Consider the following 15119-nt stretch of genomic DNA (forward strand, 5'->3'; position numbering starts at 1 on the left):
GCCCTATCCGCGCTTGCGCGTGTAGCGTTCGACCACGCGCTGCCGATGCGTCGGCACTTCCAGCAGGCGGGAGGCGCCCGGCCGAGCGCGATCGCTGTTCACCGGTCGGGGTGCGGGCAGCAGCTCCGGCATGGACCGGGGCGTCTCGACGATAACCGCCTCCAGCACGACCGGGCGCATCGCCCGCGCGGGCCGCGCCGGGCGTCCCGGCCGTGCCGCGAGCGTGCCCAGAGCCCAGAGGCCGACGCAGAACAGGCCGATCAGGATGCCGTCCCAGGACGGCTCGGTCCGGCACATCAGGATCCCGGCGCCGGTAAGGGCGGCCGTGGCCGCGAACAGGCGCGGTGTCGGATCGGCGGAATTCATACCCCACCCTCGATGCACAGCCCTGAGGCCGCGTGAATGACATCGCTCCAATTGTCGGCAAACGTCCGATTTCCCCCGATGCACCCGGCGGTCATGGCGGTCGGTCCTGCGGAACGCGCCTCAGCCCGCCAGACTCGAGGGGGGTTGCCACGTGACGCCGGGATGCTCGCGGATATCTCCGGCCCGGGATCCGGTATCGGCATCGCTCGTCCAGTCGCCAGGCTCGGCGACGTGGGCGATCTCGGCGTCCGGGTAGGCCGCCGCCAGGAACAGGCGCGCCTCGCCCTCGGCCTCGGCGCGGATCGTCACGAGCGGCCGCTCGCCCCCCGCGTCGCGCACCTGCGCGATGAACAGCTTGGTCATGATCCTCCTCCGGACTCGTTGGCGGGCGCGGTGCGGATCAGGCCTCCAGTTCCTCGACGTGGAGGCCTCCGGCCCGCAGGTGGCTCGGGATCCGGGTGCGGTCGCCGAAGCCGGCGGCGCACGCCATCGCGTCGAGAGCCGCCAGGGCATCGAGAGCCGAACCGATCCAGAAAATCGCGCCCGTCGCCGCCTGCATGATCCGGAACACCTTCACGCCCCGCTCCCGGTCTCGACCTTCGGACAAGCTTGGGGGGCTGGCGGGTGTTCCCGGTGGAAAACTCGCGGCGCATGGCCCGCGCCGCCGGGCCGAGCCCAACGGCTGCCCGATCCACGATCGCGGCAGCGCGGCTTCCCGCAGGGGCCGGATGCGCCCGCGCGAACATCTGTGGGCTGCGGCCGATTCGCCCCGGCCCCACCCGAGCGGGAACGGAGGGTGCCGGGCGTCGGTTCTCCAGCCCATGCCGGCATGGGCCGGCGCGTCGCGAACCCGATCGGGATTCAGGAGAGCCATGACCAGCCGCACCGTTCAATCCGCTCTGCTCGCCCTCGCCCTCGTCGCCGGCAGCGCCGGGATGGCCGCCGCGCAGAGCACGCCCAACGGTAACACCTCCTCCCCCGGCGCCCCCGCGGGCGACAACAGCACCGGCAACGGCGCCACCGGCAGCGGTGCGGCCCCGAGCGGGCGGTAACCTCGGGTTAACCATAAGGGTCGAAGCCCTCGATCCTCACAACCGTGCAACTTCCCGTCCCGCGGCCACCCGGCCTGCGGGACGTCCTTTTTCCTCGCCTAGTCTGGGCCCCTGGTTGGTGCCGCTACTTGGCGCCCTAGCCCGGCGGGCCGGGATGCGGTCCAGAGTCCGGTGTTTGGAACGCAGTGCCACTTTTCTAAGCAGGTAGAATCGCCATACTAAAGCTGTGGCCGGCGCTGCGCGCGGTCCGGACTTATGCAGGCGATGCGAACCAAACCGATCCTGCAGCTCATCGGCGAGAGCCCGGGCCATCGTCAGGCCGACGCGTGGCGCGACGCCGTTGCGCCGTTCTGGGATTTCACGATCCGCCGGGAGGATCTGTCCGATTTCCGCGGGCAGTCCCAGGTTCGGCATCTCGGCACCGCGATCGTCTGCAGTGCCCGCGCCTCCGGCCTCCGGTTCGTGCGCGAGCGAGCCCTCGCGGCCCGGATGGGCATCGATCACATCGTCGCCCATATGCGCGTCTCCGGGCAGTCCAGGGTCACGATCGGCGGCAAGGAGCGGGAGTGCGCCCCGGGCGACATCTGCCTGCTCGACCTGTCGCAGCCGCTCTCCGCCTGCTCCACCGATTACCAAGCCATCACGGTGGTGCTGCCGCGTCCGCTCTTCGGCTCCCGCCAGAGCGTGCTGGACTCGCTGCACGGAGCGGTGATCCGCGGTGCGACCCCGTTCGGCCGGATGCTCAACGACCACCTGCGCTCCCTCAGCGCGCATGCGACCGGGTTCTCTGACCCGGAGGCCGCGGCGGCGGCCGAGGCGACCGCCGCGTTGCTCGGTGCGGCGACCTTGGGCCTGCCGCAGGACGAGGGGGGCGCCGGGTCAGCCGAGCTGGCGCCCCTGCTCGTCGCCATCCGGCGTTTCATCGAGGCCGAATTGGCCTCCACGGATCTGACCGCCGAGACGATCGGGCGGCGGTTCGGCGTCTCGCGCAGCGCCCTGTACCGGCTGTTCGTCCCCCTCGGAGGTGTGTCCGGCTATATCCGGCAGCGCCGGCTCGCCCGCGCCTATCGTGACCTCGCCACCGGCGACGGGCGCTTCGCCCGCATCTCCGAGGTGGCGTATCGCTGGCGGTTCGAGAGTCCCGCCCATTTTACCCAGGCCTTCCGCGCCGAGTTCGGCTGCGCTCCCCGGGATGTCCGCGCCCAGGCCGCGGCCGAGCCGGAGAGATCGTCGGCCGCGGCGCCACCGGCCCCGGCCGAGACCTGGGCCGACTTCTACGACTGGGTCCTGAAGCTGGCGGCCTGAGCGGGCCTGGTCTGGCGATCCCCGACCTTGTGCCCTCGGCCTCGGATGGACCATAAGGGCGGCGATGACCTTCGGGGTTCGGCATAGGCGTCCGGCCGGGGCGCGGGGCTGGTGGGCGCTCGTCGCCCGCATGCTCGCGCTCGTCCTGGCCCTGGCCGTCGCCACCCCCCCCGCCGGCCTCGCGGCGGATCTCGCCTTCCATGCGGGCGGCCATCACAGCCGGAGCCAGGGGCTGGTCCTCGACGCGCCGGTCGCGCCCGCGAATGTCGATCCGGGCCTCTCGGAGCACATCCATTGCGGCTGCCATCAGGCGGCCCGCCTGGAGGCGGCCGATGTCGCGCCCCCCGCGGTCCCAGGCCGGCCGCTGCCCGCCGCCCTCGCCCAGGGCCGCCCCTCCATCAGTCCCGACCGGCTGCCGCGGCCTCCGCGCGTGAGCTGACGCCGCCCGCTTGCGGCGCCCCGCCCGGACGCCGAACCGGCCTCCGGGTTCAGCCTCACGACACCTGAACGGGACCGTCCGGGGCCGCTGCGCGGCCTGCCGGCGTCCCGGCCGAGCAGTTTTCCCATGCGCATTGTCCTGTCCGTGGCCGTCGCCGCGGTGCTCCTGGCCGCCGGCATCGCACTCGGCGTCGCCGTTCCCGCCCTGCCCGACCTCCTCCGGCAGACCCTCGCGGCCGTCGGGCGCGCACGCGCGCCGGACGGCAGCCACGATCATCAATACGCCGCCGCCGCACCGGACCGGCCGAAGGCCACGCCCGACGATCACGCGGGCGACGGTCCCGCGCATGGCGACCACCCAGACGCCGACCACGCGCATCGTGACGGTGAGGCCCACGACGAGGGCGCGATCCGGATGCGGCCCGATCAGGTCGCGGGCCAGGACATCACCACCCGGACGGTCACGGGCGGCACGCTGGCGCGCCACCTCCTCGTGCCCGGCACCATCACCCCCGACACCGACCGGGTCGCCCGGGTTCCGGCCCGGGTGGTCGGCACCGTCGCCGAGATGCGCAAGCGCCTCGGCGACGCCGTGCAGACGAACGAGGTCGTCGCCATCCTCGACAGCCGCGAGGTCGCCGACGCCAAGAGCGAGTATCTCACCGCCCTGGTCCAGGCCGAGCTGCAGACGATCAACTTCGAGCGCCAGCAGAAGCTGCTCGCCTCGCGCAGCGCCTCGGAGGCCGCCTTCGAGACCGCTCGTGCCGCCTATCTGGAGAACCGGCTCCGGGTCGACCTCGCCCGACAGAAGCTCTCCGCCCTGGGCCTCGACGCCGCCGAAGTCGCCGCCGCCCAGAAGCGCGACGAGGCCACGCCGAACCAGTCGAGCCTGCGCCGCTACCCCCTCCGGGCGCCGATCGCCGGCCGCATCGTCGAGCGCAAGGTCGATGTCGGCACGGCGGTCGGCAAGGAGGGCGATCCGGCGGACCTCTACACGGTGGCGGATCTCTCGACCGTCTGGATCGAGCTGTCGGTGCCGACCCTCGACCTCGCCCAGGTGCGCGAGGGCGCCCGCGTCACGGTCACGCCCGGCCGGGCAGGGGAGACGGAGCGCCGGGCGGAAGGCCGGGTGATCTTCGTCAGCCCCTTCCTCAACCCCGACACGCGCTCGGCCCGCGTGGTCGTCGCCCTGCCGAATGCCGACCTCGCCTGGCGGCCCGGCACCTTCGTCACCGCCGAGATCGAGATCGCGCAGGATGCGGTCCCGGTCCGGATCCCCAAGGCAGCCGTGCAGACGATCGAGGGCCGAAGCGTCGTCTTCGTGCGCAATCCGGACGGGTTCGAGAAGCGGCCGATCACCCTCGGCCGGTCCGACGACGATTCCTACGAGGTCACCGCCGGGCTCGCGGCCGGGGCCGAGATCGCGGTCGGCAACTCCTTCCTTCTGAAGGCCGAGCTCGGCAAGGCCGACGCCGACCACGATCATTGAGGAATTGGGCCGATGATCAGCCGCATCCTCGCCGTCTCGGTCCGCCAGCGCTGGCTGGTGCTGCTCCTCGTGCTGCTGGCGTCGGGCTTCGGCGCCGCCGCGCTCACGAAGCTGCCCATCGACGCGGTGCCCGACATCACCAACAACCAGGTCCAGATCAACACCCTGGCCCCGTCCCTGTCGCCGGCCGACGTCGAGCGGCAGGTCACCTACCCGGTCGAGACGGCGCTCGCCGGCATCAAGGGGCTCGAGTACACCCGCTCGCTCTCGCGCAACGGCTTCTCGCAGATCACCGCGGTCTTCGCCGAATCCGTCGACATCTACTTCGCCCGCCAGCAGGTCGCCGAGCGCATCGCCCAGGTGCGGGAGGACCTGCCCTCCGGGCTCGAACCGCGGATGGGCCCGATCTCCACGGGCTTGGGCGAGATCACCATGTGGTCGGTCCAGTACGCGCCGCTCCCTGAGCGGAACGTCGTGCCGGCGGGCCGGCCGGGCTGGCAGCCGGACGGGAGCTACCGGACCCCGGAGGGACAGGACCTCCGCACGGAGCTGGAGCAGGTCGCCTACCTGCGCACGGTCCAGGACTGGATCATCCGACCGCAAATCAAGGCGGTCCCGGGGGTCGCCGGCGTCGATGGGATCGGCGGGTTCGAGAAGCAGTACCACGTCCAGCCCGACCCGACGAAGCTCACCGCTCTCGACCTCTCCTTCGCGGACATCGCCCGGGCGCTCCAGGCCAACAACGCCAATCAGGGCGCGCGCTACCTGGAGGACAATGGCGAGAGCTACGTGGTGCGCGCCGCCGGCCGCCTGGAGAGCCCGGAGGCGATCGCCGACGTGGTGGTGGCGAGCCGCGGCGGCGTGCCGGTGCGGATCCGCGACGTCGCCGCGGTGCGGATCGGGCGCGATCTGCGCACCGGCTCGGCCAGCGAGAACGGCCAGGAGACCGTCATCGGCACCGCCCTGATGCGCATCGGCGAGAACAGCCGCACGGTGGCGGCCGCCGTCGACGCCCGCCTGGATCAGATCCGGCGCGCCCTGCCCCCGGGCATCGCCGTCCAGACGATCCTCGACCGGAGGCAACTCGTCGAGGCGACGATCCGGACTGTCGCCAGGAACCTTGCGGAAGGCGCGGGTCTGGTCGTCGTCGTCCTGTTCCTGCTGCTGGGCAACATCCGGGCGGCGCTGATCGCGGCCCTCGTCATCCCGGTCGCCATGCTGATGACCGTGACCGGCATGGTCGAGGGAAAAATCTCGGCCAACCTGATGAGCCTCGGGGCGCTCGATTTCGGGCTCATCGTCGACGGGGCGGTGATCATCACCGAGAACGCGCTGCGCCACCTCGCCGAGCGGCAGCACGCCCTCGGGCGCGGGCTCGCTCTGGAGGAGCGCCTGGAGACGGTGCGGGCCTCGGCCGAGGAGATGATCAAGCCGTCCCTCTACGGGCAGGCGATCATCATCCTGGTCTACGTCCCGCTCCTGACCTTCACGGGGGTCGAGGGCAAGATGTTCCAGCCGATGGCGGTGACCGTCATCCTCGCTTTGGCCGCGGCCTTCGTGCTGTCGCTGACCTTCGTGCCGGCCTTGATCGCGATCGCGCTCACCGGTCGCCTTACCGAGGCGGAGAACCCGCTGATGCGCGGCCTGAAGGCGCTCTACCGGCCCCTCCTCGCCGCGGCGATCCGGGCGCCGGCTCCGTTCGTGGGGGCGGCGCTGCTCCTCCTCGTGGGCGCCGGCCTGCTCGCCGCCCGGCTCGGGACCGAGTTCATACCGCAGCTCGACGAGAAGAGCATCGCGCTCAACGCCACCCGGATTCCGTCCACCTCCCTGACGCAGTCCCAGGCGATGCAGCTCAAGGTCGAGCAGGCGATCGCGAAGTTCCCGCAGGTCGCCTACGTCTTCTCGAAGACCGGCACCGCCGAGGTCGCTACCGACCCGATGCCCCCAAACTCCTCCGACACATTCGTGATGCTCAAGCCGCAGGCGGAGTGGCCCGATCCGTCCCTGTCGAAGGCCGCGCTGCAGGAGCAGATCGAGGCGGCCCTGGGCGAGCTCGCCGGCAATGTCTACGAGTTCTCCCAGCCGATCCAGCTGCGCTTCAACGAGCTCTTGGCCGGCACCCGGGGCGACCTCGCCGTCAAGGTGTTCGGCGACGCCTTCGAGCCGATGCTGGAGACCGCCAACCGAATCGCCGCGATCCTGCGCGGGATCCCGGGCGCCGATGACGTGAAGGTCGAGCAGATCGCCGGCCTGCCGGTCTTCGAGATCCGGATCGACCGGACCGAGGCGGCGCGGCTGGGCCTGAGCACAGGCGCGATCCAGGAGGTGATCGGCGCCGCCATGGGCGGCCGGGACGCGGGGGCGGTGTTCGAAGGCGACCGGCGCGTGCCGATCGTGGTGCGCCTGACCGATCAGGTCCGCGAGGACCGGGAGGCCCTGGAGAACCTGCCGGTCCCCCTCCCCCCGGGGCCGAGCGGCAAGGCCGCCTCCGTGCTCTTGCGGCAGGTGGCGCAGTTCTCGGTCAGCGAGGGGCCGAACCAGATCAGCCGCGAGAACGGCCGCCGCCGGGTGGTGGTCACCGCCAATGTCCGCGGGCGCGACATCGGCTCGCTGGTGGCGGAGGCGCAAGGCAAGGTCGCCGCTCAGGTGACCCTGCCGGCAGGCTCCTCCGTGACCTGGGGCGGGCAGTTCGAGAACCTCGCCTCGGCTCAGGCGCGGCTGACCGTGGTGGTGCCGGTCTGCTTCTTCCTGATCTTCCTGCTGCTCACCTCGGCTCTGGGCAGCGCGCGGGACGCGCTCCTCGTGTTCAGCGCGGTGCCGCTGGCGCTCACCGGCGGCGTCGCGGCCCTGTGGCTGCGGGGGATGCCGCTGTCCGTGCCGGCCGCGGTCGGGTTCATCGCTCTCTCGGGCGTGGCGGTGCTGAACGGCCTCGTGATGCTGACCTTCATCAAGCAACTCGTCGCCGAGGGCCGGCCGCTGCGGGCGGCGATCCGCGAGGGCGCGCTCACCCGGCTGCGGCCCGTGGCGATGACCGCGCTCGTCGCCTCCCTGGGCTTCGTGCCGATGGCGCTCGCCACCGGCACCGGGGCGGAGGTGCAACGGCCGCTCGCCACCGTGGTGATCGGCGGCCTGATCAGCGCGACCCTGCTGACGCTGGTGGTGCTGCCGGCGCTCTACGCGCGGTTCGGCCGGGGCGGCGGCGCGGGCTCTCCGGACCGCGCGGCGGATGACGGGATCGGGGCAGGCGCCGCGCTCGTGGAAGCCGATGTTGGCCAATCCAGAACGATTCCTATCTCGTTCCAGAGATAGGATGAGAGAGAGTGGATCATGCAGTTTGATCTGCTGATCGCGACAGCATTGGGCTCCAAAAAGCGATCATGACAGAATGGTGAAATTGCTGATTTTCCAGGCGTGTAATTGACACTTGTACGGGGCGCCGCGGAGGGATTACAGATGGAGCGATTATGATTTGATCTGTGCTCGGAGTGAGATTTTATGAGAATAGGTATTCGAAAGCGCCTCTATATAGGCTTCGCTCTACTTGTTCTGATTGCTGGTTGTATCGGAGGGTACTCGGTCCATCAGCAGGATGTCGTCAGCGAGCAATACGATGTCCGCGGTCGCCTGGAGCAGATCGCGCGGACGATCCTGGTCGTCAACGGTCTCGCCGGGCGCCTCGCCGGTTTCGGCGAGCAGTACCACCTCGCGCCCGCGCCCGAGCGGCTCGTCGTCCTGGAGCAGACGCGGCGCGAGATCGAGGAGACCGCCGAGAAGCTGATCGGGCTCGCGTTCGTCGAAGAGCGCCGCAAGCTCTACGTCGAGATCCGCGACAAAGCCCGCACCTTGAAGCCGGAGCTGGATCGCCTCGCGGCGGCCGGCGTCGCTTTGAGCCAGGCCAAGGCGCGCCTGTTCACGGGCGGCGACGAACTGACCAACGCGACCAACAGCCTGGTGGCCGAGGTGCGCGCGCGCGCCAGCGAGTCGCTGCTCGGCCGTGCCCAGACCGTCGAGAGCGCCGTGCTGCTGGTCCGCGTCGCCAACTGGCGCTTCCTGGCGACCTCTGATCCGAACGGGCCGGCCACCTTCGCGAAGAACGTCGAGAAGGCCGAAGCCGCTCTGAAGACCTTTCTGAATTCCGAGGGCGCCGCCGGCTTCGCCGCCCTGACCAAGGCGGTCATCGAGAGCCTGTCGGCCTACCGCACGAACTTCGAGGTGACCGTGACGGCCCTGGACGGTCTGAAGTCGGTGTTCGAGACCAGCATCAAGCCGATCTCGACCCTGATCGACGCGCGCTGTGACGTCGCGCGCGACATGATCGAGGCTGCGGTCGCGGAGAACGCCCGCACCGTGGACGCCGCGGTGGCACGCGCGCGCAACGTCCAGATCATCCTGGTCGGGCTCGCGCTCGGAGTGGGCGGGGCGCTGGCCGTGCTGATCGCGCGCAGCATCATCGGGCCGATCGCCGGCATGACCGCGGCGATGAAGCGTCTGGCCGAGGGCGACACTGCCGTCGTGGTGCCCTCGCAGGGCGCCACCGACGAGATGGGCGCCATGGCCAAGGCCATCGAGGTATTCCGCCAGAGCGCCCTTGCCCGGGCCGAGTTGGAGGCCGTCCAGGCCGCCGACCAGGCGGCCCGCCAGCGTCGGGCCGACCGTGTCGAGCAGCTCGTCCGTACCTTTCAGCAGAAGATCGCCCAGGCGCTGGACATCGTTACCTCGGCGGCCACGGAACTCGACGCCACCGCCCGCTCCATGACCCGGGTGGCCGACGACACCAACAGCCAGGCGGTGGCCTCCAGCGCCGCCGCCGAGCAGACCGCTTCCAACGTCCAGACGGTGGCGGCCGCGGCCGAGGAGATGGTGTCGTCGCTCCAGGAGATCGAGCGGCAGGTGGTCCGCTCCAACGCGGTCGCCACCCATGCCGCCCAGGAGGCGGAGGCGACCAATGCCGCCATGGCGAGCCTGCGCGCGGCCGCCGAGCAGATCGGCGCGGCGGTGACGACGATCACCGGCATCGCCGATCAGACGAACCTGCTGGCGCTCAACGCGACCATCGAGGCGGCCAGGGCCGGCGAGGCGGGCCGGGGCTTCGCGGTGGTGGCCGCCGAGGTGAAGGCGCTGGCGGGCCAGACCGCCAAGGCGACCGACGAGATCGGCGGGCAGATCGCGGCGATCCAGGCGGCGACCGGTCAGGCTGCGGAGGCGATGGCGCAGATCGCGCAGACGATCGCGAGCGTGAGCGAGATCAGCGGCTCGATCGCCTCGACGGTGGTGGAGCAGACGGCGGCCACGGGCGAGATCTCGCGCAATGCCGGCGAGGCGGCCAAGGGCACGCAGGACGTTTCGGCCACGGTAGCCCGGGTCCGGGCGGCGGCGGGTGAGACCGGCGGTGCGGCCGCGCAGGTGCTCAACGCAGCCGCCGAGCTGGCCAAGCAGTCGATGGCCGTCAAGCAGGAGGTGGACGGTTTCCTGAGCGACATCCAGGCCGCATGAGGCGGCGGGACCGCCAGGGCGCGCCGGTTCCCCGTCAAGCGGGCAGGATGTGCAGCATCCCGCCGATCATGCCGAGGGCCCCGAAGCCGATCAGCCCTGCGGCGATGTACAACCGCATCCGGCTCCCATCGGCGGAGGACGGCAGGTGGGAATCGTCAGGCGGGTCGAACCAATCCATCGGGTAAATGCATCCAGCGATCGCTTCGGGTGGCTTCGGAAGGCGCCGCCCTAGGCCAGCCCGATGACAGCGGGATGACCAATCCGCCGAAGCGGAGGGGGCCGTGCGGCCCGCCGATGCACATTCCGTGCTGCCCCTACGGCTTCACGAGCGGCATGTTCACCGCCTTGGTGTGCACCTGGACGCTGGCGCCTGCCCCGGGGCGCAGCTCCTCCAGCGCGGCTCCCGCCAGCGCCGAGGCCGTGCGGGAGGCGGTACCGACCCGCTCCGCCTCGATCTCGGCCAGCACAGGATGCGCTTGATCGCCGTCACCGTGGCGGGGATGTCGTGGTGCGCGCCGTGCACCCTGGGGCGTCCCCATTAAGCCGCCCGTCCGGCTGCCGCCCCGGCCCTTCGCGGCCGAGGCTCCGGCTTCGATGCCAGGCTCGCCGACCGGCCCCGTATCGCGCCGCGGCGGGACGCGAATCAGCGGCGGTCCGGGGTCCCGGCCGAGCCGCCGGCCTTATCGCCGCCCGGCTGGAAGCCGGCCGCATTCGGCGGCCCCTTCATCCGTCCGTCCTGCTTCGGCATCTCCGAGCCCGGAGATCCGGTCGTGCCAGTCGTGTCGCTCTTGCCGACATCGCTCTTGCCGGGAAAGCCGGCCGCGTTGGGGATCCCTGCATGCGGGTACCGTGCGGTGCCTGGCCGCCGGCGGCACCGGGATTTTCCGCGGCCGTGGCGGCCGCACCCGTCGCCAGGAGGCCGACGGCGGTCAGGGTGATCAACGTCTTCATGCGCAAATCCTCGAACGTTTCCCAGGACGCCTCTTCGGGCGTCCTGGGAAACGCGGCCGGACGGATCCCGTTCACGGCCCGCCGGACTGGGCCGCGGGACATAACCTGCTGCGATGCAATATTTCTGCATCGGTTTTGGCGAGACGGTGCGATCCTGATGACGATGTACTGATTTACATTCAATTGGGCGTCGAGACGAACAATTGCAATCTGACGAAGAATCTGATTGAATATTCGGATACGTTGCAGTCCATCGTTGGGATTGAATTCACCTGCGGCCTATCGGCTCCGCGAGGAGGTCGAACATGTACGCTTTGGCCAAGTCCAAAGAGAGGACCGACTGGGAGCTGGTCGGTGTCTTCGGCGGCTGGATCGTCTTCGAGATCGTGATCCTGATGCTGTGCTTGGTCTCGATGTAAGCAGTATCGGAAATACAGCGTTTTGAATCGCCTGATGCCGCGCAGCCGGACTGGATGACCGCGCCGGGCCACCACCTGAACCGCCGATGCTTGGAGAGGCTCGGGGGCGCTTGAGAGATGCGCCCGTGCCGGGGCATGGTCTGCCGATCGCAGGAGGCGTCGGCAGGGCCGGCGCGACGGCAGGGGATGGGTGCATGGCGAAGGCGGTGCGGGCGGGCGGTGATCGCGAGGCGCGTCAGAGACCCCCGGCCGAGGACGTCCACGCCGCGGAACTCGCGCGCCTGCGCGCCGAGGATTCGGCGCCGCGACCGCCCGGATGGCAGCTCTCGCTCCAGGCCGTCCGGCGCTTCATCTGCGGTGACGGCGCGACCCCCGCCAAGGTGGTCTGCGCGCCCGCGCTGGTGGAGCGGGCCATGGTCACCCTCGCCACCTCCCGGGCCCTCATGCTGATCGGCGAGCCTGGGACCGCCAAGAGCCTGCTCTCGGAGCTCCTCGCGGCGGCGATCAGCGGGTGCTCGACCCTGACGATCCAGGGCGGCGCGTCGCTGACCGAGGACCAGATCCGCTACGGCTGGAACTACGCGCTGCTCGTCGCCGAGGGGCCGAGCCCGCGCGCCCTGGTGCCGGGCGCCCTCCATACCGGCCTCAGCGAGGGGCGGATCGTCCGCTTCGAGGAGCTGACCCGCTGCCCGCTGGAAGTGCAGGACAGCCTGCTCTCGGTCCTGTCCGACCGGGTGCTCGCCGTGCCCGAACTCACCGGCGCGGACGGGATGGTCTACGCCCGGGAGGGCTTCAACCTGATCGCCACGGCCAACACCCGCGACCGGGGCGTCAACGAGATGTCGGCGGCCCTCAAGCGCCGGTTCGGCTTCGAGACCGTGTTCCCGATCGCCGATCTCGAGGCCGAACTCGCCCTGGTGCAGCGCGAGGCCACCGCGCTGCTGACCCGCTCCGGCGTGCCCCGCAGCCCGGATCCGGAGGTGCTCGAACTCCTCGTGACCTGCTTCCGGGAGCTGCGCGAGGCCGTGGACACGGAGGGCACGGGCATGGAGCGGCTCTCGTCCGTGATGAGCACCGCGGAGGCGGTCAGCGTCGCCCACGCCATCGGGGTGAAGGGCCATTTCCTGCGGGGCGATGCCGGCCAGCCGGAGGACATCGTCGCCTGCCTCGCCGGCACCGCGGCCAAGGACGACGCCGAGGATCTCGCCCGCCTGCGCCGCTATCTCGACCAGCGCGTCAGCCGCCGCTCCGGCGCGGCGTGGCGCCAGCTCTACGCGGCGCGGCACCTCCTCACCCCGCAATGAGCGGTGCCGCGCCGGATCCCGGACGCCTGACTGTCATCGGCGTGCGCCACCATTCCCCGGCCTGCGCCGGGCTCGTCCGGCGCACCGTCGAGGCTTTGCGGCCGGCCTTCGTGCTGATCGAGGGGCCGGTCGACTTCAACCCGCACCTGCCGGACCTCGCCCTTGGCCACGACCTGCCGGTGGCGATCTTCTCGTTCCGGGCGGATTCGGCGGGCAGCGCCGCCTCCTACACGCCGTTCTGCGCGTTCTCGCCGGAATGGCAGGCCCTGGAGGCGGGCCGGGCGGTGGGTGCCGAGACGCTGTTCTGCGATCTGCCGGCCTGGGATCCGGCCTTCGGGCGCCGCGCCAACCGCTACGCCGATCCGCACGGGGCCCGCGCGGAGGCGGCCGAGCGGGTGTTGGCGACCGCCCTCGGCGTCGCCGACCAGGACGCCCTCTGGGACGTCCTCGCCGAGGCGGCGCCCGAGGCGGAGCTGCCGACCCGGCTCGACCGCTACTTCGCCCTGCTGCGCCCGCCGGGCACAGACGATCCCGCCGAAGAGGCCCGCGAGCGCTTCATGGGCGCCTACGCGGCCCACGCCCTGCGTGCGGCCGGCGACCGGCCGGTCGTCCTTGTCTGCGGCGGCTGGCACGCGGACGCCGTCCGGCGCCATGCCGCGCGGGCGGACGGGACCCGGCCCGAGCCGGCGCCGCCGGAGCCGGACCTGCGCACCGGCAGCTACGTGGTGCCCTACGCCTATCCCCGCCTCGACCGGTTCTCGGGCTACGCGGCCGGCATGCCGGCCCCAGGCTACTACGAGCGCGTCGCCGCTGCCGGCCTCGCCCCCGCGGCCGACTGGGCGATGACGGCGATCACCGCGGCCCTGCGCGAGGCCGGGCAGGTCGTCTCCACCGCCGACCGCGTCGCCTGGCGGGTCCACGCCGAGGCCCTCGCCCGGCTGCGCGCCCATCCGGCGATCCTGCGCGCCGACCTGATCGACGCGGCCCTCGCCGCCCTGGTGAAGGATGCCCTCGACCGCCCGCCCGCCTGGGCGGCCGGCGGCGCCGCGCCCGGCCACCCCGCGCTCGCCGCGATGCTGCGGGCGCTCACCGGGCGGCGCGAGGGACGCCTCGCCCCCGGCACCCGTCAGCCGCCCCTCGTGGCCGACGTCGCCGAGCGCCTCCGCGCCGCCGACCTGGAACCGGGGCCGGCGCGCCGCCGAATCGATCTCGACTGGGCCGAGCCGGGCGACCGGGCGCGGGCGCACCTGCTCCACCGGCTGGTGCTGCTCGGGCTGCCGGGGATCGCCCGAGAGGGGCCGGACCGGGCCGAGCCCGGCCTGCCGCGGGAGCGCTTCACGCTCATGCGCCACCCACACTGGCTCGGCGCCCTGATCGAGGCCTCGGTCTGGGGCGGGACCCTGGAGATGGCCGCGTCCGCCCGGATCACCGCCCGGGTCGAGGCGGAGCCCGACTCCCTCCGCGTCCTCACCCGGGCCCTGTCCGACGCGCTGTTCGCCGGCCTGACCCTGGAGGGGGAGCTGCTGGCCCGCCTGAGCGCGGGCATCGCGGCGGCGCACGATGCCGCCGCCCTGGGCGCCGCCGGGGCCGGGATCGTGCGGCTGTACCGGTTCGGCGACGCCTTCGCGTCGGCCCGGCCGGCCCTCGCCCGCCTCTGCGCCGCCCTGGCCGCCCGGGCGCTGTTCGTCGTCGAGGGCATCCGGGAGCCCCGCGCGGGGCTCGGCGCCATTCCCCTGGTCCTCGCCTGCCGCGACCTGTTCCGCGAGGCTGGCGCGGACGTTCCGGGCCTCGACAACCTGCGCGGGCCCTTCGCCGCGATGCTCGGCCGGCGCCTCGCCGATCCGGAGACACCCCCGGCCCTCGCCGGGGCGGCGCTCGGCTTCCGGGTCGCCTGCGGCGCGGCCGGATCGGACCCGGAGGCCGCCCTGGTCCGGCTGCGCCGCTTCGGCCTGCCGGCGACGCTGGGCGACTTCCTCGCCGGCCTGTTCGCCCTTGCCCGCGAGGAGATCGCCGCCGACGCCACCCTGGCGTCCGTCGAGGGGCTGGTGGCCGCCTGGGGCGACGCGGATTTTCTGCGGGCGCTGCCGTCTCTGCGGATGGCCTTCTCGTGGTTCCCGCCGCGGGAGCGCGAGCGTATCGCCGTCGCGATCCTGCGCCGGAGCGGCCTCGGTGCGGCCCGGGCCGAGGTCGAGGCCCTGGCCTGGATGCGCCAGCGCGCGCGCCCGGCCGACCAGGCGGAGGCCCTGGCCCGCGAGGCGCGGGTGGCCGCGCGGCTCGCCCGCTATGGGTTGACCTGAGACCC

General features: G+C 72.1%; 13 protein-coding genes. 8 read left to right on the top strand and 5 right to left on the bottom strand.

The genetic code is table 11. The features are described 5' to 3' along the window. Nucleotides 1-3: 3 nt before the first annotated feature. From CIW48_RS12985 to CIW48_RS33235, 3 genes are all read right to left on the bottom strand, one after another. Nucleotides 4-366, bottom strand: coding sequence for an energy transducer TonB (locus CIW48_RS12985; protein ID WP_149311154.1), 363 nt, complete (start codon nt 364-366; stop codon nt 4-6). Between the two features lie 120 nt (nt 367-486). Continuing rightward, complete coding sequence (locus CIW48_RS12990; protein ID WP_091780535.1) at nt 487-729, bottom strand: hypothetical protein; 243 nt, start codon at nt 727-729, stop codon at nt 487-489. A gap of 37 nt (nt 730-766) precedes the next feature. Further along, nucleotides 767-943 (bottom strand): hypothetical protein, encoded by a 177-nt coding sequence (locus CIW48_RS33235; protein ID WP_173009257.1) that lies wholly within the window; start codon nt 941-943, stop codon nt 767-769. 295 nt (nt 944-1238) lie between these two features. On the opposite strand from CIW48_RS33235, the gene CIW48_RS12995 reads away from it, so the two are divergent. From CIW48_RS12995 to CIW48_RS13020, 6 genes are all read left to right on the top strand, one after another. After that, nucleotides 1239-1418, top strand: a complete 180-nt coding sequence (locus tag CIW48_RS12995) for a hypothetical protein (RefSeq protein WP_020095106.1) — start codon at nt 1239-1241, stop codon at nt 1416-1418. A 264-nt stretch (nt 1419-1682) separates the two neighbouring features. Further along, nucleotides 1683-2723 carry an AraC family transcriptional regulator gene (locus CIW48_RS13000; RefSeq protein ID WP_149311155.1) on the top strand — a complete coding sequence of 347 codons (1041 nt, stop codon included), beginning with the start codon at nt 1683-1685 and terminating at the stop codon, nt 2721-2723. 64 nt (nt 2724-2787) lie between these two features. Further along, nucleotides 2788-3162, top strand: coding sequence for a hypothetical protein (locus CIW48_RS13005; protein ID WP_149311156.1), 375 nt, complete (start codon nt 2788-2790; stop codon nt 3160-3162). Between the two features lie 126 nt (nt 3163-3288). Next, the gene (locus CIW48_RS13010; RefSeq protein ID WP_149311157.1) at nt 3289-4650 is read left to right on the top strand and encodes an efflux RND transporter periplasmic adaptor subunit; all 1362 of its coding nucleotides are present in this window, start codon (nt 3289-3291) and stop codon (nt 4648-4650) included. 12 nt (nt 4651-4662) lie between these two features. After that, complete coding sequence (locus CIW48_RS13015) at nt 4663-7959, top strand: CusA/CzcA family heavy metal efflux RND transporter (RefSeq protein WP_149311158.1); 3297 nt, start codon at nt 4663-4665, stop codon at nt 7957-7959. A gap of 186 nt (nt 7960-8145) precedes the next feature. Further along, nucleotides 8146-10143, top strand: coding sequence for a HAMP domain-containing methyl-accepting chemotaxis protein (locus CIW48_RS13020; RefSeq protein ID WP_149311159.1), 1998 nt, complete (start codon nt 8146-8148; stop codon nt 10141-10143). Nucleotides 10144-10177: 34 nt separating this feature from the next. On the opposite strand, the gene CIW48_RS33240 is transcribed toward CIW48_RS13020, so the two are convergent. Both CIW48_RS33240 and CIW48_RS13025 read right to left on the bottom strand, forming a co-directional pair. Beyond that, nucleotides 10178-10321, bottom strand: a complete 144-nt coding sequence (locus tag CIW48_RS33240; protein ID WP_173009258.1) for a hypothetical protein — start codon at nt 10319-10321, stop codon at nt 10178-10180. Nucleotides 10322-10457: 136 nt separating this feature from the next. Further along, nucleotides 10458-10682, bottom strand: a complete 225-nt coding sequence (locus tag CIW48_RS13025) for a hypothetical protein (RefSeq protein WP_149311160.1) — start codon at nt 10680-10682, stop codon at nt 10458-10460. Nucleotides 10683-11707: 1025 nt separating this feature from the next. On the opposite strand from CIW48_RS13025, the gene CIW48_RS13035 reads away from it, so the two are divergent. Together CIW48_RS13035 and CIW48_RS33245 are read left to right on the top strand one after the other, a co-directional pair. Beyond that, complete coding sequence (locus CIW48_RS13035) at nt 11708-12817, top strand: AAA family ATPase (protein WP_149311161.1); 1110 nt, start codon at nt 11708-11710, stop codon at nt 12815-12817. Further along, nucleotides 12814-15114 carry a DUF5682 family protein gene (locus CIW48_RS33245; protein ID WP_173009259.1) on the top strand — a complete coding sequence of 767 codons (2301 nt, stop codon included), beginning with the start codon at nt 12814-12816 and terminating at the stop codon, nt 15112-15114. Before CIW48_RS13035 ends, CIW48_RS33245 begins: the two co-directional genes overlap by 4 nt. Nucleotides 15115-15119 lie beyond the last annotated feature (5 nt).

This window comes from Methylobacterium sp. P1-11 (assembly GCF_008329595.1).
Lineage (GTDB): Bacteria > Pseudomonadota > Alphaproteobacteria > Rhizobiales > Beijerinckiaceae > Methylobacterium.

Bases quoted from the DNA above. Each gene is read 5' to 3' on its own strand.
- CIW48_RS12985 (WP_149311154.1), bottom strand. From the start codon at position 366: ATGAATTCCGCCGATCCGACACCGCGCCTGTTCGCGGCCACGGCCGCC.
- CIW48_RS12990 (WP_091780535.1), bottom strand. From the start codon at position 729: ATGACCAAGCTGTTCATCGCGCAGGTGCGCGACGCGGGGGGCGAGCGG.
- CIW48_RS12995 (WP_020095106.1), top strand. From the start codon at position 1,239: ATGACCAGCCGCACCGTTCAATCCGCTCTGCTCGCCCTCGCCCTCGTC.
- CIW48_RS13000 (WP_149311155.1), top strand. From the start codon at position 1,683: ATGCGAACCAAACCGATCCTGCAGCTCATCGGCGAGAGCCCGGGCCAT.
- CIW48_RS13005 (WP_149311156.1), top strand. From the start codon at position 2,788: ATGACCTTCGGGGTTCGGCATAGGCGTCCGGCCGGGGCGCGGGGCTGG.
- CIW48_RS13010 (WP_149311157.1), top strand. From the start codon at position 3,289: ATGCGCATTGTCCTGTCCGTGGCCGTCGCCGCGGTGCTCCTGGCCGCC.
- CIW48_RS13015 (WP_149311158.1), top strand. From the start codon at position 4,663: ATGATCAGCCGCATCCTCGCCGTCTCGGTCCGCCAGCGCTGGCTGGTG.
- CIW48_RS13020 (WP_149311159.1), top strand. From the start codon at position 8,146: ATGAGAATAGGTATTCGAAAGCGCCTCTATATAGGCTTCGCTCTACTT.
- CIW48_RS33240 (WP_173009258.1), bottom strand. From the start codon at position 10,321: ATGGATTGGTTCGACCCGCCTGACGATTCCCACCTGCCGTCCTCCGCC.
- CIW48_RS13025 (WP_149311160.1), bottom strand. From the start codon at position 10,682: ATGGGGACGCCCCAGGGTGCACGGCGCGCACCACGACATCCCCGCCAC.
- CIW48_RS13035 (WP_149311161.1), top strand. From the start codon at position 11,708: ATGGCGAAGGCGGTGCGGGCGGGCGGTGATCGCGAGGCGCGTCAGAGA.
- CIW48_RS33245 (WP_173009259.1), top strand. From the start codon at position 12,814: ATGAGCGGTGCCGCGCCGGATCCCGGACGCCTGACTGTCATCGGCGTG.